A 24,249-nucleotide genomic window follows, 5' to 3' on the forward strand; every position below is an offset into this window, starting at 1 on the left:
TTTCCATCGCCTAGGACGGAGTCACGAAATGGATGTCAGTACCTCTTCGCTCAGCACCGCGCAGCCCATGGATTTTGCCGTGGACAGCACCCAGTTCGACTGGGAGAACCTGCGCTACTTCATTGCCTTTGCCCGCATACGTTCCCTGGCCGCCGCCGCCCGTGTGCTGAATGTCGAGCACGCCACGGTGTCACGGCGCATCGCCGCCCTGGAAAGTGCCTTGAAGATCCGCCTGGTGGACCGTCGCAGCCACCGCTACGAGCTGACCGAAAACGGCGAGCGCATCGCCCAGTTGGGCAACCGCATGCAGGAAACCGCCTGCGCCCTCAGCCGCACGGTGTGCGCCATCCGCACGGAGCGGGTGGCGGACATCACCCTCAGCACCCCGCCGCACCTGGCCACCCACTTCATCGCCCCGCACCTGGGGCGGCTGCGCGAGCAGTGCCCGGACGTCAACGTGCGCATCCTCTCCAGCCTGCGCATGGCGTCCATGGCGCGGCGCGAGGCGGACATCGCCATCAGTGTCGGGCGACCGACCGAGACCGACCTGGTGGTGCGCAAGATCGGCACCCTGGATTTCGGTTTCTTCGCCGCCCCCGCCTACCTGCAGGGCCGCAGCGAAGCGGACTATGAATTCATCGCCCACGACGATGACCAGGAGCCCTCGCCGCAGCGCATCTGGCTGGAGCACGCCGCCGGACAGCGCCCCGTGGTGCTGCGGGTCAAGTCGTTCGACGTACAGGCCGAGGCGGCCAGGGCCGGTGCCGGCATCGCCTTGCTGCCGGTGTTCATGGCCGATGCCCAGGATGGCCTGCAACGGGTGGCGATCGAAGAACGTCCCCTGCACGCGGAACTCTGGCTGGTGGTCCACCGCGATATGCGCACTGCCCCCGGTATCCGCGCAATGATGGACTTCCTTATCGATTGTTTTGCCGCCCACCATGAATAAAGTGGTTTATCGCCGTGCCTTGTGAATTTTTTAACAGCCACTGTTAAAAACAACCTGTTTACATACCCGGCTGTATTGTCCAGTATCCAACCTGGTCAGGCGTATACAACACCGCAAATGCCATGACTTCGCTGTATCACGTTGCTGCCACACTTCCATAATAATAAGCAAAGCGGCCATATGCATATAACGATACCTCTGCCGACGGATCGTTATATGCATTCGGTCGTACACGACATTGCTACTCCTGGTGACCTCGGTTTTATTCGAAGTAAAAGCGGCACACTTGCGTGCCTTCGAAACATGATAAAGGGACTGTGTTCATGAACCAGATAAAGATTATCGATGTCACGCTGCGTGACGGCGGCTACCGCAACAACTTCAACTTCACGGTGGACTACGCCCAGTCCGCCATTTCGCAAATGATCGATGCCGGTATTCCCTATTGTGAAATCGGCTATCGCAACGGCCCCTTCGCCCCCAAGCGCGAACACGGCCTGACCAGCGCGGTGGACGCGCGCTACCTGGAGGCCCTGCAGGCCGCCGCCCAGGGCCGCATCGCCCTGTGCGTCATGGTCCATCCGCATAACGTCGATGCCAGCGACTTCCAGTTGCTGCGCGAGCACGGCGTATCGATGATCCGCGTATGCCTGCGCCGTGACCGCCTGGAGGACGGCCTGGCCACGCTGCGCCTGGCCAAGGCCCATGGCTTCCAGGTCAGCGCCAACATCACCCATGTCACCACCCTCGGCCCAGGGGAAATCTCCGACATGAGCCTGCGGGCGGAAAGCGCCGGGGCAGACGTGCTGGTGTTCGCCGACTCGAACGGCAACATGATCCCGGCCGACGTCGATCGGCTGATCAGCCGCATTTCCAGCCGGGTCCTGATCCCGTTGGGCTTCCATGCCCACAACAACCTGTCCCTGGCCCTTTCCAACGCCATCGCCGCCATGGATGCCGGCGCCGAGTACATCGATGCCTCGGTGTGCGGCATGGGCAAGGGCGCCGGCAACCTGCACCTGGGCGTCTTCGTCGCCTACCTGCACCGTGCCGGGATCCGCAACGACTACGACCTGGCCAGCACCCTGCACCTGTCGCAGCACACCGCCGACACCGTGCCGGCCAGCAGCCTGCCGCTGTCGCTGACCGACCTGATGATGGGCACCTACAACATGCCCTTCGATGTTCAACAACGCCTCGATGAAGTGATCCGCCTGCATAACCCGACTTCAACTTTCCATGCCTTGCAACTTCTTCATGAACAGGACAACAGCAAGGAACAACGGCTGATCAAACCTTTGTCGCGCGCTCAATCAGCGCCCCTTGCCAGCGGAGGAACTGTTTAATGAGCCCGCGCCAGAAAGTTGCAGTATTGCCCGGCGACGGTATCGGCATCGAAGTAACCGAAGCGGTACTTCCGTTGTTCGAAGCCTTGAATCTTCCGATTGACCTGCGTTTCGGCGACATCGGCTGGAGTTGCTGGCAGAAGGAAGGAAACTGCATTCCCGACACCACCTGGAAACTGATCGAGTCCAGTGATGCGACCTTATTGGGAGCGATCACCAGCAAACCCCTGCGCGAAGCCGAAGCGGAACTTCCAGAGGCACTTCGCGGCCGTGGCAAAGTGTATGTTTCGCCGGTGATCCAGTTGCGTCAGAAACTTGGCCTGTTCGCCAATGTGCGGCCGGTGACCGATGTGCTGGGCGATAACCGCTACCGCTTCTCGGTGATCCGCGAAAACACCGAGGGCCTGTACGCGGGGCTGGATTTCGCCAGCATTCCCGAGGCCTTCGCGCCGATTCTCGAGGAGCGCGAGCGCAACGGCGCGGCCTGGACCCGCGCCGGGCTGGACGACGCCACCATGACCGTGCGCCTGCAGACCCGCGCCGGGCTGACGCGCCTGTTCCGCTTCGCCTTCGAGCATGCCCGCGAGCAGGGGCATGACCGCGTCACCCTGGCGGACAAACCCAACGTGCTGCGCTACAGCGGCGCGTTCGCCCGCGACATCCTGGAAACGGTCGCGGCGGACTATCCCGACATCGGCTTCGCCATCGACAACGTCGATGCCGTCGCCCTGTGGATGGTGCGCCGCCCCGAGCGCTTCGGCGTGGTGGTGGCGGAAAACATGTTCGGCGACATCCTCTCCGACCTCGGTGCCGGCGTGATGGGCGGCCTGGGCCTGGCGCCCAGCGCCAACATCGGCGCCCAGGGTGCCTATTTCGAGCCGGTGCATGGCAGCGCGCCCGCCTATGCCGGGCAGAACCGGGCCAACCCGAGCGCGATGTTCCTCACCGTCGCCCTGTTGCTCGAACACCTGGGCCATGCCCAGGCCGCCCTGGCGATCCGCAACGCCGTGGCCCAGGTGGCACGCAGCGCCTGCCGCACCTACGACCTGGGCGGCACCGCCAACACCTTCGAGGTGGCAACGGTGATCGTCCGGCAGACCCTCGAATGGGCCGCGAAGCTCGACGCCGGCGCCAGCCGCACCCCGCACACCGTGAACACAGGAGCCCACGCATGAACGCAATCACGTCGCCCGTCCGCCAGGACCCTGCCCTGCTCAAGGCCTGCGAAGCGCTGGATACCGCCAGCCTGTCGGATGCCCTCGATAGCCTGGGTATTTCCGGCGGCCTGGCCGGCCTGCACCAGCAAGTGCCCGGCACCCGCTGCGTCGGCTTTGCCTACACCGTGCTGTACGAACCGGTGCAGGAACGCAGCGGCTTCAGGAACGCCGCCAACTACATCGATGACGTGCCGTCCGATGCGGTCATCGTTTCCAGCAATCCCGGACGCACCGACTGCACCACCTGGGGCGACATCCTCACCCACGTGGCGGTCAGCCGCGGCATCCGCGGCACGCTGATCGACGGCGCGGCGCGGGACATCGACACCGTCCAGCGCCTGGGCTACCCACTGTTCAGCCGCGCGCGCTTCATGCAGTCGGCGAAGAACCGCGTGCAGCTCAAGGCTGCCCAGGTGCCGGTGCAGGTGTCGGGGGTGACGGTCCACCCGGGCGACCTGGTGGTCTGCGACAGCAGCGGCTGCCTGGTGATCCCCGCCGGCCAGGCCGAAGAGGTGATCCGCCGCGCCCGGGCCGTGGAGCAGACCGAGCGCGACATCATCCAGAGCGTCAACGAAGGCTACTCCCTGGAACAGGCCCGCGCCCTGCACCGCTACGACCAGCCCTGGCTTTCCAGCGGCGAAAAACGCACCAGCGCCTGAGCCGCGAACCCTTCCATTTTTCTTGCAGCGAGTACGTACGACATGACCAATGCAACCCCGTCCATCCGCAAGCCAAACCCGGTGCGCGACAGCAAGAACAAGATCAAGCTCGGCGTCTTCGGCTTCAACATCGAAGGCGGCTGCACCCTGACCAGCGCCCCGGAACGCCACCGTGCCGCCGACTGGCAAAGCAACCTGGCGATCGCCACCCTGGCCGACCGCGCCGGCCTCGAACTGCTGCTGCCGGTGGGCCGCTGGCGTGGCTGGGAAGGCGCCAGCAACCCCATGGGCGTTTCCTACGAAACCTACACCTGGGCCGCCGGCCTGGCCTCGGTCACCGAGCAGATCGCGCTGTTCACCACCTCGCACCTGTCAACCGTGCACCCGCTGTTCGCCGCCAAGCAGGCAGCGACCATCGACCATATCAGCGGCGGTCGTTTCGGCCTGAACATGATCTGCGGCTGGTTCGGCCAGGAGATGGGCATGTTCAACGGCCACCAGCGCGACCACGACAAACGCTACGACCACGCCGACGAGTGGATCGAGATCGCCAAGACCGCCTGGCAAGCCAACGGCTACTTCGACTACGAGGGCGAGTTCTTCAACGTCAAGCAAGGCTATTCCGAACCCAAGCCGCTGAACCGGCCGTTCCTGATGAACGCCGGCGGCTCGGCGCGGGGCAAGCAGTTCTGTGCCACCCATTGCGATGCCGCGTTCCTGATCCTCAAGCACGAGGACGATGACGACACCATCCGCGCGCAGATCCAGGGCTACCGCGACCTCGCCCGCGAGCAGGGCCGCGACCTGCAGATCTGGGTGTACGCCTATGTGGTCCACGAGGACACCCTGGAGCAGGCCCATGAGCAACTCGACTACTACGTCACCCGGCATGGCGACGACGCCGCGCTGGACAACGTGACCCGCGAGATCGGCGTGCAGAGCGGCATGTTCAAGGACGAAGAGGACGCCGAGCGCTTCCGCTTCCACTTCAAGGCAGGCTTTGCCGGCGTGCCGCTGGTGGGCACCGCGCCGATGATCGTCGAGCAGATGCAACGCTGGTCCGACCTGGGCGTGGACGGCATCAACCTGACCTGGCTGGACTACCAGCGCGGCCTGCAACGTTTCGTCAAGGAAGTCCTGCCGCTGATGGAACAGGCCGGACAGCGCGCCCCGTACAAACCGGGCCGGATCATGGAGGCGGTGGCATGAGCGGATACCCACAGGCCCAGGCCGTTGCCGGTGCGCTCGCGCACCTGCCGGTCGACGGCGAGGACGATGCCCTCGAACTCGCCGATCGCTTCAAGAGCGCCATGCGCCGGCTGACCTCGAGCGTGGCGATCATCGCCAGCCGCGACGGCGACGACCCGGTGGGCATGGTCGCCACGGCGGTGGTCTCGGTCAGCACCACGCCGCCGGCGTTGCTGATCTGCGTCAACCGCTCGGCCAGCCTGCATAGCCCGCTGACCCTCTCCGGGCGCTTCAGCGTCAACCTGCTGAGCGCCCGCCACAGCCATCTGGTGCCGGTGTTCGCCGGCCAGGTCAAGGGCCCGGAGCGCTTCGCCCACGGCCACTGGGAAGACATCCAGGGCCTGCCCTGCCTGGCGGACGCGCAATCGAGCCTGGTCTGCACCCTGGACCGACGCGTCGACTATGGCTCCCACGACGTGATCATCGGCCGCGTCGACGAAGTGCGCTTCGCAGAATCCATCAACCCCCTGCTTTGGGAAAACGGCAGCCCGGCGATCTCCGCCCGGCTGGCGCAATGAACCTTCACACCTCTCAAGGAGCGACACCCATGACCCAGATCGAACAGTTCCAGGCCCCTCAACCGGGCGAAGACCAGGCCATCTTCCTGGTGAACGTGGTGCACGTGAACCCGGGCCAGCAGGATGCTGCCCTGCAGGTACTGCGCGACACCGTGCAGTACGTGGCACGCACCTACCCGGCCTTCCAGTGGAGCCGGCTGTACAAAAGCACCGACGGCAAGACCGTGATCAACCAGGCGCAATGGAGCAGCCAGGACGCCTTCGACTCGCTGTTCCACGACGATGAGTTCCTGTCCCGCTACAACGGCCTGAAGAACACCGGCACCTGGGAGTTCCACCTCTACCACGTCAGCGACTACATCCCGCAGGCGCTGACCGTGGCTGCCCTCGCCGAGTGACGGACCGACCCGGGCGGCAGGCGCGGCCTGCCGCCACCCCAACAGGAGCGTTGACATGACTGATCTCGATACCCGTCTTACCCGAAGCCTGAACATCCGCAACCCGATCGTCCTCGCGCCCATGGGCGGCGCCTCCGGGGCCAGGCTGGCCAGCGCGGTGTCGCGGGCCGGCGGCCTGGGCCTGGTCGGCGCCAGCTACGGCGACGAACAATGGATGCGCACCGAACTGGCCCCCATGCGCGAACTGGAACAGCCCTGGGGCGTCGGCCTGGTGATGTTCACCGTGGCCCGCAACATGGCCCTGCTGGACCTGGCGCTGGACTATCGCCCCGACGTCGTCGCGCTGTCGTTCGGCAACCCGGCCGACTTCATCCCGACCATCCACCGCGGCGGCGCCAAGGCCATCGTGCAGATCCACGAACTGGACCAGGCCCGCGCCGCCGTGGATGCCGGCGCCGACGCGCTGATCGTGCAAGGCGCCGAAGCCGGTGGACACAGCCTGCGCCGCGGCCTGCTGCCGTTGCTGCCCGCGGTGCAGGACCTGGTCGGCGACCGGGTACCATTGATCGCCGCCGGCGGCATCGCCGATGGCCGTGGCGTGGCCGCGGCCCTGGTGCTGGGCGCCGATGGCGTGATGCTGGGCACCCGCTTCCTGGCCTCCGAGGAAGCCCTGCCTTCGGAGGCCTTCAAGCGCCGGCTGATCGAGTCCGCCACCTCCGACACCGTGCGCACGCGGATCTTCGACCGCGTGCGCGGCATCGAGTGGCCCGAGCAGTACAGCGGCCGGGCCATCGCCAACCGCTTCTCGGACGCCTGGCTGGGCCGTGACGACGCACTGGCCGAAGCGCCGGAGTCGGTACGCCAGGACTATGCCCGGGCCGTCCTCGCCGACGACCTCGAACAGCGGGTGATCTGGGCCGGCGAAGTGCTGGACCTGGTCGGCGACATCAAGCCCGCGCGGCAGATCGTCAGCGACCTGCTGGAAGACACCACCCGCATCCTGCGCAACGGTCAGCGACTGTTGGCGCTGGACAAGATCGCCTGAGCGCGGAGGCCATGATGACGCAACGCTCAACCGCTACACGCCGGCAATGGGGCGATGGCAGCCTGCTGGCAGTGGTCATGTCGCCGGTCATGCCAGTGTGGGATGAAGGCCGGTTCTTCGAGCCGATGATCGCCCCGCTGGTCAAGGCCGGCTACCGGGTACTGGTGTTCGACACCCTGTCGCTGCTGGACGACGCGGACGAATCGCTGCCGGCGTTCGCCCAACGCTGGCACGCGGAACTGACGACGCTGGGGCACATCGACCTGCTCGCCGGCTCGGCCCTGGGCGGCGCGCTGGTGCAGAGCCTGCTCGGCCTGCCCATCGGCCAGCAGATCGGCAAGGTGCTGCTGCTGTCCTCGCCCGCGCTGGCCGACGGTATCCTCGACGGCCGCCTCGGGCGGATGGCCGACCTGGCCCAGCTCGGTGAGCTCGAGCGGGCCCTGCAACTGCTCGATGAATGGGTGCAGCCGGCCTCGCGGATACAACCCAGCGGGCCGATCGAGGTCGATCCGGCCAGTGCCGCGCTGCAGGCCCGACGCCTGCACCTGGGCTTCCGCCTGCTCAACCGCCTCGACGTGCGCCAGGCCAGCGAAGCCTTCGGCGGCAGCTTGCTGACGGTCTACGGCGAGCAATCGCAACTGGTACGCAGCATCAACGTGCACACCCATGCGCGGGCGCGCCACCATCGCCTGGCCATTCCCGGTGGCGGCATGCGCCCGCTGCTCGATGCGCCGGGGCTGGTCCTGCGCAGCGTGCGCGAGCACTTGGGCATCGACCTGGAGGTGGCCGCATGAATGCCACGCCAAACCTGCTCGACGCCGAATTCATCGATGTGCACTATCACGCCGGCCCCGACGCCTTTGTCCGGCGTCATGGGGTGATCGAGGCCGGTCGGCGCTACGCCGCGCTGAACGGCTGGGTGGTGTTGAAGAATCACCTGGGCTGTACCGCCGCCCAGGCCTGGGAAGCCCGCCAGGAGGGTTTGCCGGTGTCCGGCTCGGTGGTGCTCAACGAGATTGCCGGCGGCATCGACTTCCGTGTCGTCCAGCGTTCGCTCTGCCAGCACGGCGACAGCGACGCCCGGCTGATCGTGCACCTGCCGACCGTCACCGGCCGCGCCCACACTTCGCGGCTCAAGCGCAACAGCGCGCACTGGATCCTCGACGAGCATCCGATCAAGCCGCTCACCGTCAGCCACGAAGGCCGCCTCAACGCGCAGACCCTGGACGTGCTGCGCATGGCCCGGGACTACCCCATCGTCATTTCCAGCGGCCATGCCGACGCCCATGAGGTGCGCCTGCTGATCGAGGCGGCGCAGCAACTGGAGGTACCCCGGCTGATGCTCAACCAGCCGGCCAACCCGCTCACCGGCCTCGATGCCGAGGCCCTGCTTGAACTGGCCCGGGCGCCCATGGTGTACACCGAGCAGACCGCCCTCACCTACCTGCTCGGCTACCAGGGCTGGGATGACTTCGCCAGGGTGCTGCGCGAAGTGCCCCGCGCGCTCTACAGCTCCGACCTGGGCCAGACCTCGCAGCCGGACATCGAGCAATGGCAGGTGGACAGCCTGCTGTGGTTCGAGCGCATGGGGCTCGATCGCGAGCGGGCGTTGCAGGTCGGTCGCGGGCATGCCCGGGAGATGCTGAAGCTGGCGTAGCCTGCCTTCAGAGCAACTTCCAGGTGTAGGTCAGGATCAGCCGGTTCTCGTCGATGTCGCTGCGGTAGTTGGAACGGGCCACGGCATTGCGCACGCGAATGCCGAGGCCCCCCAGCACGCCGCTCTGCACCACATAGGCGATGTCCAGGTCACGCTCGCGGTCCTTGCCTTCGAAACCGCGCCCGGTATCGACGTTGTCGCCAGTGATATAGCGCACCCCGGCAGTCAGGCCGGGAACGCCCATGGCGGCAAAGTCGTAGTCGTAGCGCGCCTGCCAGGAACGCTCGTCGGTGTAGGCGAACTCGTAGGTCGGCACTTCGTTGCCCAGCGGGGTGATGTTGGCGAATACCCGCGGGAACGGGCTGTCGCCGTACATGGCCTGGTAGCCGATGTAGAAGGTATGGCCGCCGCGCTTGGCCGAGAGCAGCGAGAACAGCGCCTGGTTGTCGATGTTGCCGAGCAGCGCATCACCGTCTTCGCGCGCCGTGTAATAACCGAGGTTGGCGCCCAGGACCCAATCGCCCAGCGGCTGCGAATGCTTGAGGCCGAGGAAACCCTGTTCATAGATGTCTTCGAGCTGGCCGTACCACAGGCTCGCCGTGGTGCGGTTGCCGTTGAAGGCGTAGTCGGCACCGGCAAAGTTGAACCCATCGCTTTGCGCCTGGCGCTGCGGCACGTGGCCGAGCATGGCGGACATCTTGCCGTCGCCGCTTTCATTGCGCAGGTGGGTGGACGTGAGGTGGCCGGCCTGCAAGGTCAGCCCGTCGATTTCCGCCGAGCTGACGGCCACGCCCTGGTAGGTCGGCGGCAACAGGCGGATATCGCTGAAGGCCAGCACCGGCAGGTTGGGCTGCAGCTCGCCGAACTTCAGCTCGGTCTTCGACAGCCGCGCCTTGAGGGTCAGGCCGAGGCGGCTGTAGTTGTCGGCCGCCTCGCCGTCTTCCTGCACCGGCAGCAGGCCGGTGTTGGCGCGGTCCGGGCTGCTGTCGAGCTTGACCCCGAGCAGGCCGATGGCATCCACGCCGAAGCCGACGGTGCCCGGGGTGTAGCCGGACTTGAAGGTGAGGATGAAGCCCTGGGCCCACTCCTCGGCCTTCGACTGCCGGTTGGCCCCGACGATGTCGGAGAAGTCGCGGCTGAAGTAGTAGTTGCGGGTGGTCAGGGTGGCGGTGGAATCCTTGAAGAAGTCCGCCTCGGCCGCCATCAGCGACGGGCTGGCAACGGCCAGGCCAAGCGGCAGCATGACTCGGGTAGCGCAAGGTGCATGTTTCATCGGGAAGCTCTCTGATCTTGTTTTTATTGGGGTGCAGCTTTCCAGGCGGCGGTCCGGTGAGGCCGCTGCCGTTGGTGTGGAACGGGTGGATCAGTGGCTGCGGCGCAAGGCAGCCTCGCGGCTGGATGGACGCCGCAGCGCCAGCAGGAAGTGGGTCGCCAGGCCGAACAGCAGGCCCCAGAACGCCGCCGACAGCCCAAGGAAAGACACGCCCGACGCGGTGACCAGGAAGGTGAACAACCCGGCATCGCGCTCCTTGGGTTCAGCCAGGCTGCGGGCCAGGGCCTCGCTGATCGCGCCATACAGCGCCAGCCCCGCCAGCGCCGCGATCAACTCTGCCGGAAAGGCAGCGAACAGCGAGACCAGGGTCGCCCCGGCAATGCCGAACAGCAGGTACAGCGCACAGCCGGACAAGGCCGCGATATAGCGCCTGCGCGGGTCGTCATGGGCCTCGCGCCCGGTGCACAGGCTGGCGGTGACGGCGGCCAGGTTCAGCCCATGGCAACCGAACGGCGCCAGCACGCCGCCCACCAGCGCACTGCTGCTGATGATCGGGCTGGCCGGGGTCTGGTAGCCGGCGTTGCGCAACACCGCCATGCCCGGCATGAACTGCCCGGTCAGCGACACCAACACCAGCGGCAGGGCCAGGTTGAGCACGGCCGATAGGCTGAATTGCGGGGCGATCCACTGCGGCGTGGCGACGTCGAAGACCAACGCCTCGCTATGGAAATGCCCGCCGGACAGGGTAATGCCGACGCCCACCAGCAATACCGCCGCCACCGAGTAGCGCGGCCACAGCCGGCGCATCGTCACGTAGGTGACGAACATCCCCAGCACCAGCGCCGGTTGCGCCGGCAGGGCCTTGAACACCTCGATGCCGAAGCTGAACAGGATGCCCGCCTGCATCCCGGCGGCAATCGAGCCCGGCAGGCGGGCGATAAGGCGGTCGAAGGCACCGCTCAGGCCGATCGCCAGCAACACCAGGTTGGTCACCAGGTAGGCGCCGATGGCCTGGTTCAGGCCGATCTGCGGCAAGGCGGTGACCAGCAACGCCGAACCCGGGATCGACCAGGCGATCACCACCGGTACCCGGTAGCGCAGGCTGAGCACGGCGCCGAGCACGGCGCTGCCGACGGAAATCGCCCAGACCCAGGACGACAGCAACTCGTGGGACAACCCCGCGCTTTGCGCCGCATGGAACACCAGCACCAGCGGGCCGGCGTAGGAGATCAGCGTGGCGATCATCCCGGCCACCAGGGCGGACAGCGAACAATCCTTGAAAAGGTCTTTCATGGGACCTCACTTGGGCCATTTTGGGGGCTGCTACGGGTACCTTGTGGGAGTACGCCCAGCCTTACAGGCTGCGCTGTCGCGCAGAGAACAGTTCCAAAGCACGACGCGTACCCTGTGGGAGCGGGTTCGGCGCTCCGATGAACCCGCTCCCACAGGTATCGCGCTCGGTTCAGGCTTCCTGCAGGGCACGAGGACGCTTGCTGCGCACCTCGGCAGCCGCATCCGGCGCGGCTTGCAGCTGGAAGTCGAAGCTCAGTTCGGCATAACGCCCCGGTACACCACGGGCGCCGTCCTCGTGGAAGCGCACCTCGCCCACCAGGCCCTCGCGGGTGGCATAGGCGAAGTCGTCCCACAGGTATTGGTCGCCGGACAGGTTGATCTGGGTGGTCAGGTGGCGATAACCCGGGGCCGAAATGAAGAAGTGCACATGGGCCGGACGCTGGCCGTGGCGGCCGAGCTGGTCCAGGCATTCCTGGGTCGGGCCCTGGGGGTCGCAGCCGTAGCCGGAGGGCACGATGCTGCGGGCGCGATAGCGGCCTTCGGCGTCGGTGACGATACGGCGGCGCAGGTTGTACTCGGACTGGCCCGGGTCGAAGAACGAATAGGTGCCCCGGGTGTTGGCATGCCACAGGTCGACGATGGCGCCGGCCACCGGCTTGCCGTGCGGGTCGAGCACCTGGCCATCGAGGAACATCGGCACGGCAACGCCCTCCTCGCTGCCATCGTCCATGCGCGTCTCGCCCTCGGCGAGCGGCGCACCGGCCACGTACAGCGGGCCTTCGATGGTGCGCGGGGTGCCGCCGGTCAGGCCCGCGTGGGCGTCCTTGGCATCCTGCAGCAGGTCGAGGAAGTGCTCGATACCCAGGCCCGCCACCAGCAGGCCGGCTTCATTGCGCCCGCCAAGACGGTTGAGGTAATCGACGCTCTTCCAGAATTCGTCCTCGGTGATCTCCAGGTCCTCGACGATCCGCGCCACATCCTGCAGTACCCGCAGCATGATGCGTTTCAGGCGCGGGCTGCCCTCGTCGTTACCCAGGCCGGCGGCCTCTTCGAAGAACTTCTGTACCTCGGCAGTGTGGGAAATCTTCACGGTCATGCTGTTCACCTCTTGTTATCGATGGGTATCGCGGGGTGCCTTCACACCGCCGGGGCAGCCGCCAGGGCCTGGCGCTTGCCGCTGAGCACATGGATGGTCATGGCCAGGGCGGCGACCGCGCCGGGAATGGCGAAGGCAATGAAATTCAGTTGCAGCGGCAGGTTGATGCCCATCAGCGCGCCGCCCAGCAGCGGGCCGACGATGGCGCCGTTGCGGCCGATGCCCGAGGCCCAGCCCAGGCCGGTGGAGCGGATCGACAGGCCGTAGAGCTGGGCGGCGCCGGCGTACAGGAGGATCTGGGTGCCGATGGTGGTGGCGCCGGCGATGAAGATCAGCAGGTAAAGCACCGGCATCGGGCTGTTGACCCCGAGCAGGCTGATCGAAGCCGCCGCCGCGAGGAAGAAGGCGATCTTGACCTTGACCAGGTTGTAACGGTCGCCCAGCCAGCCACCAAGAATGGCCCCGGCCATGCCGCCGAAGTTCAGCGCCAGCAGGAACGACAGGCTCGACCCCAGGCTGTAGCCGGCGCTGGCCATCAGTTTCGGCAGCCAGGAACTCAGGGCGTAGACCATCAGCAGGCAGCAGAAGAACGCCACCCACACCGACAGGGTGCGCACCGCCAGGCCGCCACGGAACAGTTCCAGGACCGAGACGCCCTTGCCCTTGTTGTCGTGGGCCTGCAGCACATCTTCGGCCTGCGGATCACACGCCGGATCGAGGCGCTTGAGCAGGGCCCTGGCCTGTTCGAACCGCCCCAGGCGTACCAGGAAACCGATCGACTCCGGCAGGTAGTAAAGGATCACCGGCAACAGCAACAACGGGATGGCCGCAGCGAAGAACATCGACTCCCAGCCGAAGCGCGGCAGCATGTAGATGCCGATCCCGGCCGAGAGCATGCCGCCCACCGAGTAACCGCTGAACATGATCGCCACCAGGGTGCTGCGCAGGCGCTTGGGCGCATATTCGTTCATCAGCGCCACGGCATTGGGCATCAGGCCACCGCAGCCGAGGCCGGCGAAGAAGCGATAGATGCCGAACTCGCTGGGGCTGCTGGCAAAGCCGTTGAGCAGGGTCGCGGTGGAGAACAGGGCGAAGCAGATGGCAATGCCCTTCTTGCGCCCGATCCTGTCGGCCAGGCTGCCAAAGGCCAGGGCGCCGAACATCATGCCGAACAAGGCGTAGCTGCCGAGGGCACCGGCCTGCAACGGGGTCAGGCCCCACTCCTTCATCAATACCGGCAGGACCACGCCATAGATGAACAGGTCGTAGCCGTCGAAGATCAGCAGCAGGGCGCACCAGCACATCACCATCCAGTGAAAGCGGGTAAAGGGCGCCTGGTCGATGACCTGGTGAACGTCGATTTTTCGCATGGCATCCATCTCTTGTTTTTGTTGTTGTAGAAACCGTGTCGGCGCAGGGGTCAACCGAGGTCGCCTCCGCCTACGGGGAGAATCGTTCCGGTGATATAGGAGGCTTCGTCGGAGGCCAGGAAGAGGATCGCGCCGACCTGTTCGTCGAGGGTGCCGTAGCGCTTCATCAAGCTGCTGTCGATCGTCTGGTCGACGATCTGCCGGTACCAGCCCTGCTCCTGCTCGCTCTGCTGCGCGGCGTTGCGCGGAATGCGCCGTGGCGGCGCCTCGGTGCCGCCGGGGGCGGTGGCGTTGACGCGAATGCCGCGTCCGGCGTTCTCGAAGGCCAGGCAGGCGGTCAGGGCATTCACCCCGCCCTTGGCCGCGCCGTAGGGCACGCGGTTGACCCCGCGGGTGGCGATGGACGAGACATTGACGATCGCCCCCCTGCCCTGCTCCAGCATGTACGGCAACGCCGCATGGCAGCACCACAAGGTGGGGAACAGCGAGCGGCGCACTTCGGCCTCGATCTCGTGCGCCTGGTAATGCTCGAACGGCTTGGCCCAGATGGTCCCGCCGACGTTGTTGACGAGGACGTCGAGACGGCCGAAGCGTTCGACCGCCGCCGCCATCACCCGCTGGCAATCGGCGTAGTGTTCCAGGTCGGCGGTCAGGGCCAGCAAGGTCTCGCCCTGTTCCAGCTCGAACACCAGCTCGGAGCGGTCCACGGCGATCACCCGGGCGCCCTCGGCCAGCAGGCGCTCGACCACGCGGCGGCCGATGCCCTGGGCGGCGCCGGTCACCAGCGCGATCTTGTCGTCGAATCTGTTCATTGCGACCTCGAATAAAAGGGGGTCACCCCGCCCGCACGACAGGGCAACCCCATAAAAGGGTTCAGACGGCGGCGGCGAACTTCTCGTAGTAGAAGTTGGCCGGATGGATGTCCTGCTCGCGCAGGTACTGGCTGACCGCCTCGACCATCGGCGGCGGGCCGCACAGGTACACATCGACATCGCCGTCGTTCAGGTGCGCCGGGGCGATGTGCTGGGTGACATAGCCCTTGTTCGGGTACTGGCTGCCGGGGTTGGCGACACAGGCGCTGAAGGTGAAGTTGGGAATCTGCACGGTGAACTGCTCCAGGCGCTCCAGCTCCACCAGGTCGAAGTCGTTGGTGACCCCGTAGATCAGGTGCAGCGGGTAGTCGCTGCCCTGCACGGCGATCTTCTCCAGCATCGCGGTGAACGGCGCCAGGCCGGTGCCGCCGGCCAGCAGCAACAGCGGGCGCTTGACCTCGCGCAGGTAGAAACTGCCCAGCGGGCCGCTCAGGGTCATGCTGTCGCCGGCCTTGGCCAGGCCGCTGAGGAAGCTGCTCATCAGCCCGCCCGGTACGTTGCGGATCAGGAAGCTGACCTCGCCATCCTTCTGCAGCGAGCTGAAGGAATAGGCGCGGCTCTGCTCGCTGCCCGGCACCTTGAGGTTGACGTACTGACCCGGCAGGAAGGCCAGGCGCGACAGCGACTCGTCCTTGATCGACAAGGCGATGGTGCTTTCGGACAACTGGCGTACCTGGCTGATGGCGGCCTCGTAGCTGGCCTGCTGGGTCTTGCAGACCTGGGACGACGCCGGCACCCGCACGACGCAGTCGCTTTCGGCGCGCATCTGGCAGGTCAGCACGTAGCCCTGGGCCAGCTCGTCGGCGCTGAGGGCATCTTCGATGAAGTTGTCGCCCATGTCGTAGCGGCCGGCTTCGGCGAAGCACTTGCAGGTGCCACAGGCGCCGTCGCGGCAGTCCAGCGGGATGTTGATGCCCTGGCGATAGGCGGCGTCGGCCACGGTTTCACTGGCGGTGGCGTCGATGAAGCGGGTCACCCCGTCTTCGAAATTGAGCGCGATCTGGAAGCTCATGCTGCACCTCGCACGGCAGCGGGCTTGGGGCACCGCTGCCGGGTATTCAAATGTGATAGATGTCGATGACCTGGCGGACGTAGTCGTTCTTCAGCACCACTTTCTTGGCCGTGATCAGTGGTTGTTCGCCACGCAGGTCGAGGCTGTAGAAGCTGGTGCCGAAGTAGCTGTCGGTGGTCTTGTAGCGGAAGCTCAGGGTGTGCCAGTTGAAACGCACCTGGCACTGGCCCTCGCCCTCCTCGACGATCTCGATGTTGCTCAGGTTGTGCGAGGTCCGGGTATCGGGGATGGTCGCGCTGGAGCGTTCGGTCTTGATGCGGAAGACACGATCCTCCAGGCCACCGCGGTTGCCGTACCAGATCAGCGAGATCTCGCTTTGCGGGTCTTCGGTGAGGGTGTCGTTGTCGTCCCAGGACGGCATCCAGAAGGTCGCGTCGGCGGCGTACAGTTCCAGCCATTCGTCCCACCGGGCATCGTCGAGCAGGCGCGCTTCGCGGTAGAGGAAGTCGCGCACGGTGGCGTAGAGAGCGCTCATCACACGGCCTCCACGGCGATCAGTTGCGGCTCGCCGCCGACGGCCTTGAGCATGGTGTCCTGCCAGTATTTGTGTTGCAGGACGAATAGCCCCTCGTCCTCGGTGCGCACGCCGGACAGCAGCGGATGCAGGTCGATTTCCTTCGCCGCGTCATCCGCACCTTCGACCCAGTGCTCGGCACCGCGGGACATGTCGTTCCAGCCGCGACCGCCGCCGTAGCCGGTCTGGCAGGAGCGGAATTCCTCCAGGTCGTCCGGGGTGGCCATGCCGCTGACATTGAAGAAGTCTTCGTACTGGCGGATACGCTTGGCCCGCGCCTCGGCGCTTTCGCCGCGGGGCGCGATGCAGTAGATGGTGATCTCGGTCTTGTCCACGGAGAGCGGCCGGGCGATGCGGATTTGCGAGCTGAACTGGTCCATCAGGTAGACGTTGGGGTACAGGCACAGGTTGCGCGAGTTCTGGATCATCCAGTCGGCGCGGGCCTGGCCGAAGTCCCGGGCCAGCTCGTCGCGGCGCTCGAAGGCCGGACGGTCCTCGGGGTTGGCCCAGCGGGTCCAGAGCAGCAAGTGGCCGTGCTCGAAGGAGTAGAAGCCGCCACCGTGCTTGGCCCAGCTGCCGGCGCTCATGGTCTTGATCTCTTCACCGGCCTCGCGCTGCTTGCGCTGGTTCTGCGTGGCGGCGTAGTTCCAGTGCACGGAACTCACGTGGTAGCCGTCGGCGCCGTTCTCGGCGGTGAGCTTCCAGTTGCCTTCGTAGATGTACGAGCTGGAACCGCGCAGCACCTCCAGACCGTCCGGCGACTGGTCGACGATCATGTCGATGATCTTCGCCGACTCGCCGAGGTGCTCGATCAGGGGCTTGACGTCAGGGTTGAGGCTGCCGAACAGGAAACCGCGATAGGACTCGAAACGGGCCACCCTGGTCAGGTCGTGGGAGCCTTCGCAATTGAAGGAGGACGGATAGCCGGCTTCGCTCGGGTCCTTGACCTTGAGCAGCTTGCCGCTGTTGTTGAAGGTCCAGCCGTGGAACGGGCAGGTGTAGCTGGAACGGTTGCCGCTCTTGTGCCGGCAGAGCATCGCGCCGCGATGGCTGCAGGCATTGAGGAAGGCATTGAGTTCACCGTCCTTGTTGCGCGCGATGAAGATCGGCTGGCGTCCCATGGTGGTGGTGAGGAAGTCGTTCTTCTCGGGGATCTGGCTGTCGTGGGCGAGGTAGATCCAGTTGCCTTCGAAGATGTGCTGCATCTCCAGTTCGAACAGGCGCGGGTCGGTGAACATCTCCCGCTTGCAGCGGTAGACGCCTCGGTCCTTGTCTTCCTCGAGCAGGGCATTCAGGTAGTCGATTCCCAGGGTCATGGCCGGGACCTCCGTTTTTATTATCAGACGGAGGAAAGGTTAAGCAGGCGGGGATGGCCGGGATATCCGGTTTTTGCAGACCGTTATCCGTTTCTTGCAGGTGAGAATGACGCGAACCCTGTGGGAGCTGGCTTGCCAGCGATAGCGGCGGTGAAGTCACTACCGATATCGCTGGCAAGCCAGCTCCCACAGGGTCCGCAGTGTTGTCTGGTTTTATGCCCGGCGTTTTAGGGTGTCGGAGGGCAGTTCGCCGAACTGCAGGCGATAGCTTTCGGAGAAGCGCCCCAGGTGCAGGAAGCCGTAGTCCAGCGCCAGTTCGGTCAGGCTGCGTACGTGGCAGTCCGGGTCGCTGAGACAGGCATTGATGCGCTCCAGCTTGCGCTGGCGGATGTACTGCTTCGGGGTGATGCCCAACTGGCGCTCGAACAGCCCATACAACGAACGCACGCTCATCCGCGCCTGCTCCGCCAGGTGCTCGCTGGACAGCTCCTGCTTCAGGTTGCGTTCGATGTAGTCGAGGATCCGCTGGAAACCGGCCACCGACGGCGCCAGGCTTTCGCGACGGATATTGGTGCTCAGCAGCGACAGCAGCTTGCTGCCGACGATCTGGCTGTAGTGACTCTGCACCCGCAGCAACGGGTCGCTGGCTTCGGCTTCCATGCAGACCATCGCCAGCAGGCTGGAAAAGCCTTCCAGTTCATCCAGGCGGTAATGGTTGCGCAGGAAGCGTACGCCGCTGTCCGGGCGTTGCCAGCGGTGTTCGTCGCACACCGACTCGAGCAGCCTGACCGGCAGCTTGAGGATGAATTTCTCGCAGTCTTCGGAGTAGGTCAGGTCTACCGGATCGTCCGGGTTGATCAGCAGCAGCTCGCCCGGCACCAGATGGTGCTCGCGCCGGTGCCCGCGCCACAGGCAGTTGCCGCTGAGCAGCACCTGCAGGTGGTAGATGGTCTCCAGTGCCGGCGAGGTGACGCGGACGCTGCCGCCGTAGCTGATCCGGCACAGGTCGAGGTCGGCGAACTTGCGGTGGTTGAGGCTGGCCTGGGGGTGGGTGCTGCGGGAAAGGCCTATGCAGTGCTGGCCGACGTGTCGATTGACATAGTCGGACACGGCATAGGGGTCGGCATGTCGAAACACGCTACTGCGGTCACTCAGCAGGCGGCTATCCATCGGCAAGGCACTCGGTTCTTGTATTTATTGTCGTGGCGCTCCTCCGGCAGCAACGCTGCGGGGGCGCCCTCCGGCATCACAGTACGCAAAGGCGAGGACTGGCACAATTCACCGGCGACAGACAGTGCTCGGCAACTATGCGGGTGCCGCCCCCGCCGGGCCTCATGTTCTCAACGATCGTCCCCGTGGATCGACGAGGGGTGTCGGCACAGCCCGTCGATCTCGATATCCATGTAGGGGAACAACGGCAACTGCATCAGGGTTTCGTGCAGGGCCTCGACGCTGGGCAGGTCGAATACGCTGTAGTTGGCGTAGTGCCCGGCGATGCGCCACAGGTGGCGCCAGCTGCCCTCGCGCTGGAGGCTCTGCGCCAGGGCCTTCTCGTCGGCCTTGAGCTTCGCGGCCCGGGCCGGGTCCATATCGACGGGCAGCTTTACCGTCATCTTTACGTGGAAGAGCATGGTCTTGTCCTTCTTAGCGGCGGGCGAAGCGCGACAGTTGCGCCTCGTCCAGGGTCAGGCCGAGGCCGGGGGTACGCGGCACATGCAGCTGGAAATCGCGGTAGACCGGCGCTTCGCGAACGATTTCCTCGGTCAGCAGCAACGGGCCGAACAGTTCGGTGCCCCAGGTCAGCTGGCGCAAGGTTAGGAAGGCGTGGGCCGAGGCCAGGGTACCGATCGAGCCTTCGAGCATGGTCCCGCCATACAGGGCGATACCCGCCGCCTCGGCGATCTGCGCGCTGCGCAGGACGGCGCGAGGGCCACCGTTCTTGGCAATCTTCAGGGCGAAGATGCTGGCGGCGCCGTCGGCGGCCAGGCTGAAGGCATCCTCGACGCTTTCGATGGACTCGTCGGCCATGATCGGCGCCGGGCTGCGCTGGTTCAGGCGCACCTGGCCGGAACGGTTGACCCGGGAAATCGGCTGTTCGATCAAATCGATGCCGTTGTCGCCCAGCACCTGGCAGCCACGGATGGCCTGGGACTCGTCCCAGTACTGGTTGACGTCGACGCGCACGCTGGCGTAGTCGCCCAGGGCCTTCTTGATCGCCACCACGTGCTTGAGGTCCTGCTCCAGCGGGTTGGCGCCGATCTTCAACTTGAAAATGCGGTGGCGGCGCAACTCCAGCATCTGCTCGGCCTCGGCGATATCCCGGGCGGTGTCGCCGCTGGCCAGGGTCCAGGCCACTTCCAGGCTGTCGCGCACGCGCCCGCCCAGCAGTTCGCTGACCGGCAGGCCAAGGCGCTTGCCCTGGGCATCGAGCAAGGCGCTTTCAAGGCCGGACTTGGCGAAGGTGTTGCCCTTGGCGATCCTGTCGAGCTTGAGCATGGCGGCGTTGATATTGTCCGCGGCCATGCCGACCAGGGCCGGGGCCAGGTGCGCATCGATATTGGCCTTGATGCTCTCGGGGCTTTCATAGCCGTAGGACAGGCCGCCAATGGTGGTGGCTTCGCCGATACCTTCGACGCCGTCGCTGCACCTCAGGCGCAGGATTACCAGGGTCTGCTGCTGCATGGTATGCATCGCCAGCTTGTGCGGGCGGATGGTGGGGAGGTCGACGATCACCGCCTGGACCTGTTCGATCACTGCATTGCTCATTTGCCGGGCACCTTCTGCCGGCGACGCCCTGCATCGCCGTGGTTGTTCAGTGGACGGGCAAAGGATTGCCTGTTGGCGGCTGGCAATCCAATATCGATTACCTCTGCCACCATACCCAGGAAGTCTGATGGAGCTTCGCCACCTGCGTTACTTCAAGGCGCTCGCCGAAACCCTGAACTTCACCCGCGCCGCCGAACGCCTGCACATGGCCCAGCCGCCGCTGAGCCGGCAGATCGGCCAATTGGAAGAAGAGCTTGGCACCCTGCTGGTGGAACGCGGCCGGCCGCTGCGCCTGACCGAGGCCGGACGCTACTTCCATGAACAGACCGGCACCCTGCTCCAGCAGCTCGAACAGATCGCCGCCACCACCCGGCGCATCGGCCAGGGCCAGCGGCACTGGCTGGGCATCGGCTTCGCCCCCTCGACCCTGTATGGCCTGCTGCCGGAACTGACCCGCGAACTGCGCCGCGACGCCGAGCTGCAGCTGGACCTGGTGGAAATGACCACGCTGCAGCAGGTCGAAGCGCTCAAGGCCGGGCGCATCGATATCGGTTTCGGGCGGATCCGCATCGACGACCCGGCTATCGAGCAGCGGGTGCTGTACGAGGATCCGCTGGTGGCGGTATTGCCGCGCGGGCATGCGCTGTGCGGCACAACGCCAAGCCTGGCGCAACTGGCCGGCGAACCCTTCGTGCTCTACCCCGCCACGCCGCGGCCCAGTTATGCCGACCACGTGCTGGCGCTGTTCGCCCACCATGGTTTGAGCGTCAAGGTCGGGCAGTGGAGCAATGAATTGCAGACCGCGCTGGGCCTGGTGGCGGCCGGCCTTGGCGTGACCCTCGCGCCGGCCTCGGTGCGCCAGCAGCATCGGGCGGACCTGGAATACACAGGCGTGAGTGACCGGGATGCCGTGAGCCCGATCATCCTCAGCCGGCGCAAGGACGACGCCGGGCCAGAGTTGCAGCGCTGCCTGGAACTGATCGAGGGGTTGCTCGCGGCACAGGATCCCCCTTCCGAGAGTCGTTAACGCCGGGTTAATCCAGGCAATGCCCAGTGGTGGCCAACCTTGGAAAACAGGAAGCACGCCTTATGAAAAGCACCCTACAAGCCGCACTCCTTGCGGGTTTACTGGGCTCCGGCCTGCCATACGCCACCGCAGCCAACGTCTACGGCCCGCAACTGGAGGGCTTTGCCTACCCCTATCCGTTGCAGCACCTGAACTTCACCTCCCAGGGCAAGGCCCTGCAGATGGGCTACCTGGACGTGCCCGCGCAAAAGCCCGGATCAACGGTGGGCACGGTCGTACTGCTGCACGGCAAGAACTTCTGCGCGGCCACCTGGGAAGACACGATCAAGGGGCTTAGCCAGGCCGGCTACCGGGTGATCGCGCCCGATCAGATCGGCTTCTGCACATCGAGCAAACCCGACAACTATCAGTACAGCTTCCAGCAACTCGCCCACAACACCCATGAACTGCTAAAGCACCTGGGTATCGACAAGGCCAGCATCATCGGCCACTCGACCGGTGGCATGCTGGCGACCCGCTACGCCCTGATGTACCCCTCCGAAACCGCCCGGCTGGTGATGGTCAATCCGATCGGCCTCGAAGACTGGAAGGCCATGGGCGTACCGTACCGGACGGTCGATCAATGGTTCGAGCGGGAGCTGAAAGTAACGGCGGAAGGCATCAAGGCCTACGAACAGAAGACCTATTACGATGGCCGCTGGAAGCCCGAGTACGACAAATGGGTGGATATGCTGGCAGGGCTCAATGCCGGGCCTGGCCGCCAGGCAGTGGCGTGGAACTCGGCGCTGGTCTACGACATGATCTTCACCCAGCCGGTGGTGTATGAGTTTCCAAAACTGCGGGTACCCACCCTGCTGATGATCGGGCAGACCGATACCACCGCCATCGGCAGCGATATCGCACCGCCCGAGGTCAAGGCCAGGATCGGTAAATACCCCGAACTGGGAAGAGCCGCACAAAAGGCGATACCTGGGGCAGACCTGATCGAATTCCCGAGGCTGGGGCATGCACCACAGATGGAGGAGCCGGCCAAATTCAACCAGGCACTGGTGGAGTGGTTGGCGAAGTGATCGGGTTCTGCCGCGGAAGATAGAGGGAAACCGTGGTACCCGTGCCCACCTGCGAGGCGATGTGCGCCTGGCCGCCGGATTGCCGGGCGAAGCCGTAGATCATCGACAGGCCCAGCCCCGTCCCCTGCCCGGCCGGCTTGGTGGTGAAGAACGGCTCGAAGGCCCGGGCAAGGACGTGCTCGGGCATTCCGCTGCCGGTGTCGGACACGGCCAGGCACAGGTAACCACCCGCTGGCAGTTCGAGCGCCAGCGCCTGGTCGTCGTCCAGGTACAGGTTGCTGGTGCTGACCTGGATCCGCCCGCCTGCGGGCATGGCGTCACGGGCATTGATGCACAGGTTGAGCAACGCGTTTTCCAACTGGCTGGCATCGACGAAGGCGGGCCAGAGGTCGGGCGCACCGTGGGTTTCGAGGGTGACGGCGGGGCCGACGGAGCGTTGTATCAATTCGAGCATGCCGCTGATCAACGCATTGACATCGGTAGCCCGGGGCTCCAGCGGCTGCCGGCGGGAAAATGCCAGGAGCCGGCTGGTCAGCGCCGCTGCCCGGGTGACCCCGTCCTGAGCGGCGATCAGGTACTTGCCCAGTTCGCCGAATCGCCCCTGGAGCATGCGCCCTTCGAGCAGCTCCAGGGCACCCGAGATGCCAGCCAGCAAGTTGTTGAAGTCGTGGGCGATCCCGCCGGTCAACTGCCCGACCGCCTCCATTTTCTGCGACTGGCGCAGACTGGCCTCAGCAGCCATAAGCGCCTGGGTACGCTCTTCGACCCGTTGTTCAAGGGTGTCGTTGAGCAGGCGCAGGGCTTCTTCCGAGTGCGTCCGTTCGAGCAGGTCGGCAGCCTGGCGGGCGAGGATATCCAGCAGTCGCAGATCGCGCTCGGAAGGATGGTGGGGCTGGCCCCAATGGGTGGAGATCATGCCCAGCAGCGCGCCTTTGCGCGATACCAGCGGGGTGGTTTGCGCGGCGCGGATACCGGTGCGGCGAAACGCTTCCAGCTCCTCGGTACCGGCGATGTCCGGCCATTGCTCATAGTCGGCAATGATCGCGCGCTGCTGCAGACGCAGGGCCAGGGCACAACTGCTCAGGGCCGAGGGGCTGACCCACTGCCAGAACCGCACCGCATCCTCGGGCAAATGTCGCGCGCACAGCAACTGCAGGCCGATGGCGCTGCCCTCGCTGTCGCTACCGGCGGACAACACCTGCATGGTGCCGAACTGCGACCCGCAGATGGCCACTGCCGCGTCGACGATCTTGCCGTACAGGGCGGCGAGATCCTGTTCGCCGATCAGCATGGTGCTGATGCGGTGCACCAGCTCCAGGTCACCCAGTTCGTCGAGCACGGTAAAGGCACAAGCCGCGGGCGACTCCGAAGGTTGAACGACTTGGGTCTGGGTCATGGACGGGGCCTGATGAGCATGCAGAAGAGATGATTGTTAATAGTTATACGCGCTTATGCCTGGTGCTGCCGACTATCTTCAGCATGCCCCACCATCCGGCCATGAACAGCGGACGGACCAAAAGGGGCTAGAATTGCGCCACCTTCC

General features: G+C 65.5%; 23 protein-coding genes and 1 pseudogene. 12 read left to right on the forward strand and 12 right to left on the reverse strand.

The annotated features are described in order from the left end of the window. The first annotated feature begins 28 nt into the window (after nt 1–28). The 10 genes from ACKLLE_RS15295 (at nt 29) to ACKLLE_RS15340 (ending at nt 9,037) form a co-directional block, all read left to right on the forward strand. Nucleotides 29–949, forward strand: coding sequence for a LysR family transcriptional regulator (locus tag ACKLLE_RS15295; RefSeq protein ID WP_420058413.1), 921 nt, complete (start codon nt 29–31; stop codon nt 947–949). A 323-nt stretch (nt 950–1,272) separates the two neighbouring features. After that, nucleotides 1,273–2,295 carry an aldolase catalytic domain-containing protein gene (locus ACKLLE_RS15300; RefSeq protein ID WP_420058414.1) on the forward strand — a complete coding sequence of 341 codons (1,023 nt, stop codon included), beginning with the start codon at nt 1,273–1,275 and terminating at the stop codon, nt 2,293–2,295. Continuing rightward, nucleotides 2,295–3,470, forward strand: a complete 1,176-nt coding sequence (locus ACKLLE_RS15305) for an isocitrate/isopropylmalate dehydrogenase family protein (protein WP_420058415.1) — start codon at nt 2,295–2,297, stop codon at nt 3,468–3,470. The genes ACKLLE_RS15300 and ACKLLE_RS15305 overlap by 1 nt, the downstream gene beginning before the upstream one ends. Further along, a complete protein-coding gene (locus tag ACKLLE_RS15310; protein WP_009404659.1) occupies nt 3,467–4,171 on the forward strand; it encodes an RraA family protein in 705 nt (234 codons plus the stop codon). The genes ACKLLE_RS15305 and ACKLLE_RS15310 overlap by 4 nt, the downstream gene beginning before the upstream one ends. Nucleotides 4,172–4,213: 42 nt before the next feature. Continuing rightward, nucleotides 4,214–5,380 carry an LLM class flavin-dependent oxidoreductase gene (locus ACKLLE_RS15315; RefSeq protein WP_009404660.1) on the forward strand — a complete coding sequence of 389 codons (1,167 nt, stop codon included), beginning with the start codon at nt 4,214–4,216 and terminating at the stop codon, nt 5,378–5,380. Continuing rightward, complete coding sequence (locus tag ACKLLE_RS15320; RefSeq protein WP_009404662.1) at nt 5,377–5,937, forward strand: flavin reductase family protein; 561 nt, start codon at nt 5,377–5,379, stop codon at nt 5,935–5,937. Before ACKLLE_RS15315 ends, ACKLLE_RS15320 begins: the two co-directional genes overlap by 4 nt. Before the next feature lie 29 nt (nt 5,938–5,966). Then, on the forward strand, nt 5,967–6,335 hold the full coding sequence (locus ACKLLE_RS15325) for an antibiotic biosynthesis monooxygenase family protein (protein WP_279899018.1): 369 nt from the start codon (nt 5,967–5,969) through the stop codon (nt 6,333–6,335). Between the two features lie 55 nt (nt 6,336–6,390). Beyond that, nucleotides 6,391–7,380: an NAD(P)H-dependent flavin oxidoreductase gene (locus ACKLLE_RS15330; RefSeq protein ID WP_420058416.1), complete on the forward strand. Its 990-nt coding sequence runs from the start codon at nt 6,391–6,393 to the stop codon at nt 7,378–7,380. A gap of 14 nt (nt 7,381–7,394) precedes the next feature. Continuing rightward, a complete protein-coding gene (locus ACKLLE_RS15335; protein WP_420058417.1) occupies nt 7,395–8,174 on the forward strand; it encodes an alpha/beta hydrolase in 780 nt (259 codons plus the stop codon). Then, entirely contained in the window at nt 8,171–9,037 is an 867-nt protein-coding gene (locus ACKLLE_RS15340) for a DUF6282 family protein (protein WP_420058418.1), read from the forward strand. The genes ACKLLE_RS15335 and ACKLLE_RS15340 overlap by 4 nt, the downstream gene beginning before the upstream one ends. Before the next feature lie 7 nt (nt 9,038–9,044). On the opposite strand, the gene ACKLLE_RS15345 is transcribed toward ACKLLE_RS15340, so the two are convergent. From ACKLLE_RS15345 to ACKLLE_RS15395, 11 genes are all read right to left on the reverse strand, one after another. Continuing rightward, nucleotides 9,045–10,310 (reverse strand): OprD family porin, encoded by a 1,266-nt coding sequence (locus tag ACKLLE_RS15345; RefSeq protein ID WP_420058419.1) that lies wholly within the window; start codon nt 10,308–10,310, stop codon nt 9,045–9,047. A 90-nt stretch (nt 10,311–10,400) separates the two neighbouring features. After that, the gene (locus tag ACKLLE_RS15350) at nt 10,401–11,603 is read right to left on the reverse strand and encodes a benzoate/H(+) symporter BenE family transporter (RefSeq protein WP_064302919.1); all 1,203 of its coding nucleotides are present in this window, start codon (nt 11,601–11,603) and stop codon (nt 10,401–10,403) included. A 169-nt stretch (nt 11,604–11,772) separates the two neighbouring features. Further along, the gene (gene catA / locus ACKLLE_RS15355) at nt 11,773–12,699 is read right to left on the reverse strand and encodes a catechol 1,2-dioxygenase (protein WP_420058420.1); all 927 of its coding nucleotides are present in this window, start codon (nt 12,697–12,699) and stop codon (nt 11,773–11,775) included. 41 nt (nt 12,700–12,740) lie between these two features. Further along, complete coding sequence (locus ACKLLE_RS15360) at nt 12,741–14,069, reverse strand: MFS transporter (RefSeq protein ID WP_420058421.1); 1,329 nt, start codon at nt 14,067–14,069, stop codon at nt 12,741–12,743. A gap of 50 nt (nt 14,070–14,119) precedes the next feature. Beyond that, complete coding sequence (locus tag ACKLLE_RS15365; protein ID WP_009404676.1) at nt 14,120–14,881, reverse strand: 1,6-dihydroxycyclohexa-2,4-diene-1-carboxylate dehydrogenase; 762 nt, start codon at nt 14,879–14,881, stop codon at nt 14,120–14,122. 61 nt (nt 14,882–14,942) lie between these two features. Beyond that, entirely contained in the window at nt 14,943–15,953 is a 1,011-nt protein-coding gene (gene benC, locus ACKLLE_RS15370) for a benzoate 1,2-dioxygenase electron transfer component BenC (RefSeq protein WP_420058422.1), read from the reverse strand. A 46-nt stretch (nt 15,954–15,999) separates the two neighbouring features. Further along, nucleotides 16,000–16,488: a benzoate 1,2-dioxygenase small subunit gene (gene benB / locus ACKLLE_RS15375; RefSeq protein WP_064302922.1), complete on the reverse strand. Its 489-nt coding sequence runs from the start codon at nt 16,486–16,488 to the stop codon at nt 16,000–16,002. Further along, the gene (gene benA, locus ACKLLE_RS15380; RefSeq protein ID WP_420058423.1) at nt 16,488–17,843 is read right to left on the reverse strand and encodes a benzoate 1,2-dioxygenase large subunit; all 1,356 of its coding nucleotides are present in this window, start codon (nt 17,841–17,843) and stop codon (nt 16,488–16,490) included. The genes benB and benA overlap by 1 nt, the downstream gene beginning before the upstream one ends. A gap of 213 nt (nt 17,844–18,056) precedes the next feature. Continuing rightward, nucleotides 18,057–19,013 carry an AraC-like ligand-binding domain-containing protein gene (locus ACKLLE_RS15385; RefSeq protein ID WP_420058424.1) on the reverse strand — a complete coding sequence of 319 codons (957 nt, stop codon included), beginning with the start codon at nt 19,011–19,013 and terminating at the stop codon, nt 18,057–18,059. A 170-nt stretch (nt 19,014–19,183) separates the two neighbouring features. Further along, a complete protein-coding gene (catC, locus tag ACKLLE_RS15390; RefSeq protein ID WP_064302925.1) occupies nt 19,184–19,474 on the reverse strand; it encodes a muconolactone Delta-isomerase in 291 nt (96 codons plus the stop codon). Nucleotides 19,475–19,487: 13 nt separating this feature from the next. After that, nucleotides 19,488–20,609: a muconate cycloisomerase family protein gene (locus ACKLLE_RS15395; RefSeq protein WP_420058425.1), complete on the reverse strand. Its 1,122-nt coding sequence runs from the start codon at nt 20,607–20,609 to the stop codon at nt 19,488–19,490. A gap of 127 nt (nt 20,610–20,736) precedes the next feature. Here ACKLLE_RS15395 and ACKLLE_RS15400 point away from each other — a divergent pair, with 127 nt between their 5' ends. Together ACKLLE_RS15400 and ACKLLE_RS15405 are read left to right on the forward strand one after the other, a co-directional pair. After that, entirely contained in the window at nt 20,737–21,636 is a 900-nt protein-coding gene (locus tag ACKLLE_RS15400; protein ID WP_064302927.1) for a LysR family transcriptional regulator, read from the forward strand. 62 nt (nt 21,637–21,698) lie between these two features. Then, nucleotides 21,699–22,706: an alpha/beta fold hydrolase gene (locus tag ACKLLE_RS15405; RefSeq protein WP_420058426.1), complete on the forward strand. Its 1,008-nt coding sequence runs from the start codon at nt 21,699–21,701 to the stop codon at nt 22,704–22,706. Between the two features lie 4 nt (nt 22,707–22,710). On the opposite strand, the pseudogene ACKLLE_RS15410 reads toward ACKLLE_RS15405, so the two are convergent. After that, nucleotides 22,711–24,102: pseudogene (locus ACKLLE_RS15410) on the reverse strand (GAF domain-containing hybrid sensor histidine kinase/response regulator); the annotation flags it as partial. Nucleotides 24,103–24,249: the final 147 nt, after the last annotated feature.

The sequence above is a fragment of the Pseudomonas bharatica genome, from assembly GCF_048586865.1.
Lineage (GTDB): Bacteria > Pseudomonadota > Gammaproteobacteria > Pseudomonadales > Pseudomonadaceae > Aquipseudomonas > Aquipseudomonas bharatica.

Bases quoted from the DNA above. Each gene is read 5' to 3' on its own strand.
- ACKLLE_RS15295 (WP_420058413.1), top strand. From the start codon at position 29: ATGGATGTCAGTACCTCTTCGCTCAGCACCGCGCAGCCCATGGATTTT.
- ACKLLE_RS15300 (WP_420058414.1), top strand. From the start codon at position 1,273: ATGAACCAGATAAAGATTATCGATGTCACGCTGCGTGACGGCGGCTAC.
- ACKLLE_RS15305 (WP_420058415.1), top strand. From the start codon at position 2,295: ATGAGCCCGCGCCAGAAAGTTGCAGTATTGCCCGGCGACGGTATCGGC.
- ACKLLE_RS15310 (WP_009404659.1), top strand. From the start codon at position 3,467: ATGAACGCAATCACGTCGCCCGTCCGCCAGGACCCTGCCCTGCTCAAG.
- ACKLLE_RS15315 (WP_009404660.1), top strand. From the start codon at position 4,214: ATGACCAATGCAACCCCGTCCATCCGCAAGCCAAACCCGGTGCGCGAC.
- ACKLLE_RS15320 (WP_009404662.1), top strand. From the start codon at position 5,377: ATGAGCGGATACCCACAGGCCCAGGCCGTTGCCGGTGCGCTCGCGCAC.
- ACKLLE_RS15325 (WP_279899018.1), top strand. From the start codon at position 5,967: ATGACCCAGATCGAACAGTTCCAGGCCCCTCAACCGGGCGAAGACCAG.
- ACKLLE_RS15330 (WP_420058416.1), top strand. From the start codon at position 6,391: ATGACTGATCTCGATACCCGTCTTACCCGAAGCCTGAACATCCGCAAC.
- ACKLLE_RS15335 (WP_420058417.1), top strand. From the start codon at position 7,395: ATGACGCAACGCTCAACCGCTACACGCCGGCAATGGGGCGATGGCAGC.
- ACKLLE_RS15340 (WP_420058418.1), top strand. From the start codon at position 8,171: ATGAATGCCACGCCAAACCTGCTCGACGCCGAATTCATCGATGTGCAC.
- ACKLLE_RS15345 (WP_420058419.1), bottom strand. From the start codon at position 10,310: ATGAAACATGCACCTTGCGCTACCCGAGTCATGCTGCCGCTTGGCCTG.
- ACKLLE_RS15350 (WP_064302919.1), bottom strand. From the start codon at position 11,603: ATGAAAGACCTTTTCAAGGATTGTTCGCTGTCCGCCCTGGTGGCCGGG.
- catA (WP_420058420.1), bottom strand. From the start codon at position 12,699: ATGACCGTGAAGATTTCCCACACTGCCGAGGTACAGAAGTTCTTCGAA.
- ACKLLE_RS15360 (WP_420058421.1), bottom strand. From the start codon at position 14,069: ATGCGAAAAATCGACGTTCACCAGGTCATCGACCAGGCGCCCTTTACC.
- ACKLLE_RS15365 (WP_009404676.1), bottom strand. From the start codon at position 14,881: ATGAACAGATTCGACGACAAGATCGCGCTGGTGACCGGCGCCGCCCAG.
- benC (WP_420058422.1), bottom strand. From the start codon at position 15,953: ATGAGCTTCCAGATCGCGCTCAATTTCGAAGACGGGGTGACCCGCTTC.
- benB (WP_064302922.1), bottom strand. From the start codon at position 16,488: ATGAGCGCTCTCTACGCCACCGTGCGCGACTTCCTCTACCGCGAAGCG.
- benA (WP_420058423.1), bottom strand. From the start codon at position 17,843: ATGACCCTGGGAATCGACTACCTGAATGCCCTGCTCGAGGAAGACAAG.
- ACKLLE_RS15385 (WP_420058424.1), bottom strand. From the start codon at position 19,013: ATGGATAGCCGCCTGCTGAGTGACCGCAGTAGCGTGTTTCGACATGCC.
- catC (WP_064302925.1), bottom strand. From the start codon at position 19,474: ATGCTCTTCCACGTAAAGATGACGGTAAAGCTGCCCGTCGATATGGAC.
- ACKLLE_RS15395 (WP_420058425.1), bottom strand. From the start codon at position 20,609: ATGAGCAATGCAGTGATCGAACAGGTCCAGGCGGTGATCGTCGACCTC.
- ACKLLE_RS15400 (WP_064302927.1), top strand. From the start codon at position 20,737: ATGGAGCTTCGCCACCTGCGTTACTTCAAGGCGCTCGCCGAAACCCTG.
- ACKLLE_RS15405 (WP_420058426.1), top strand. From the start codon at position 21,699: ATGAAAAGCACCCTACAAGCCGCACTCCTTGCGGGTTTACTGGGCTCC.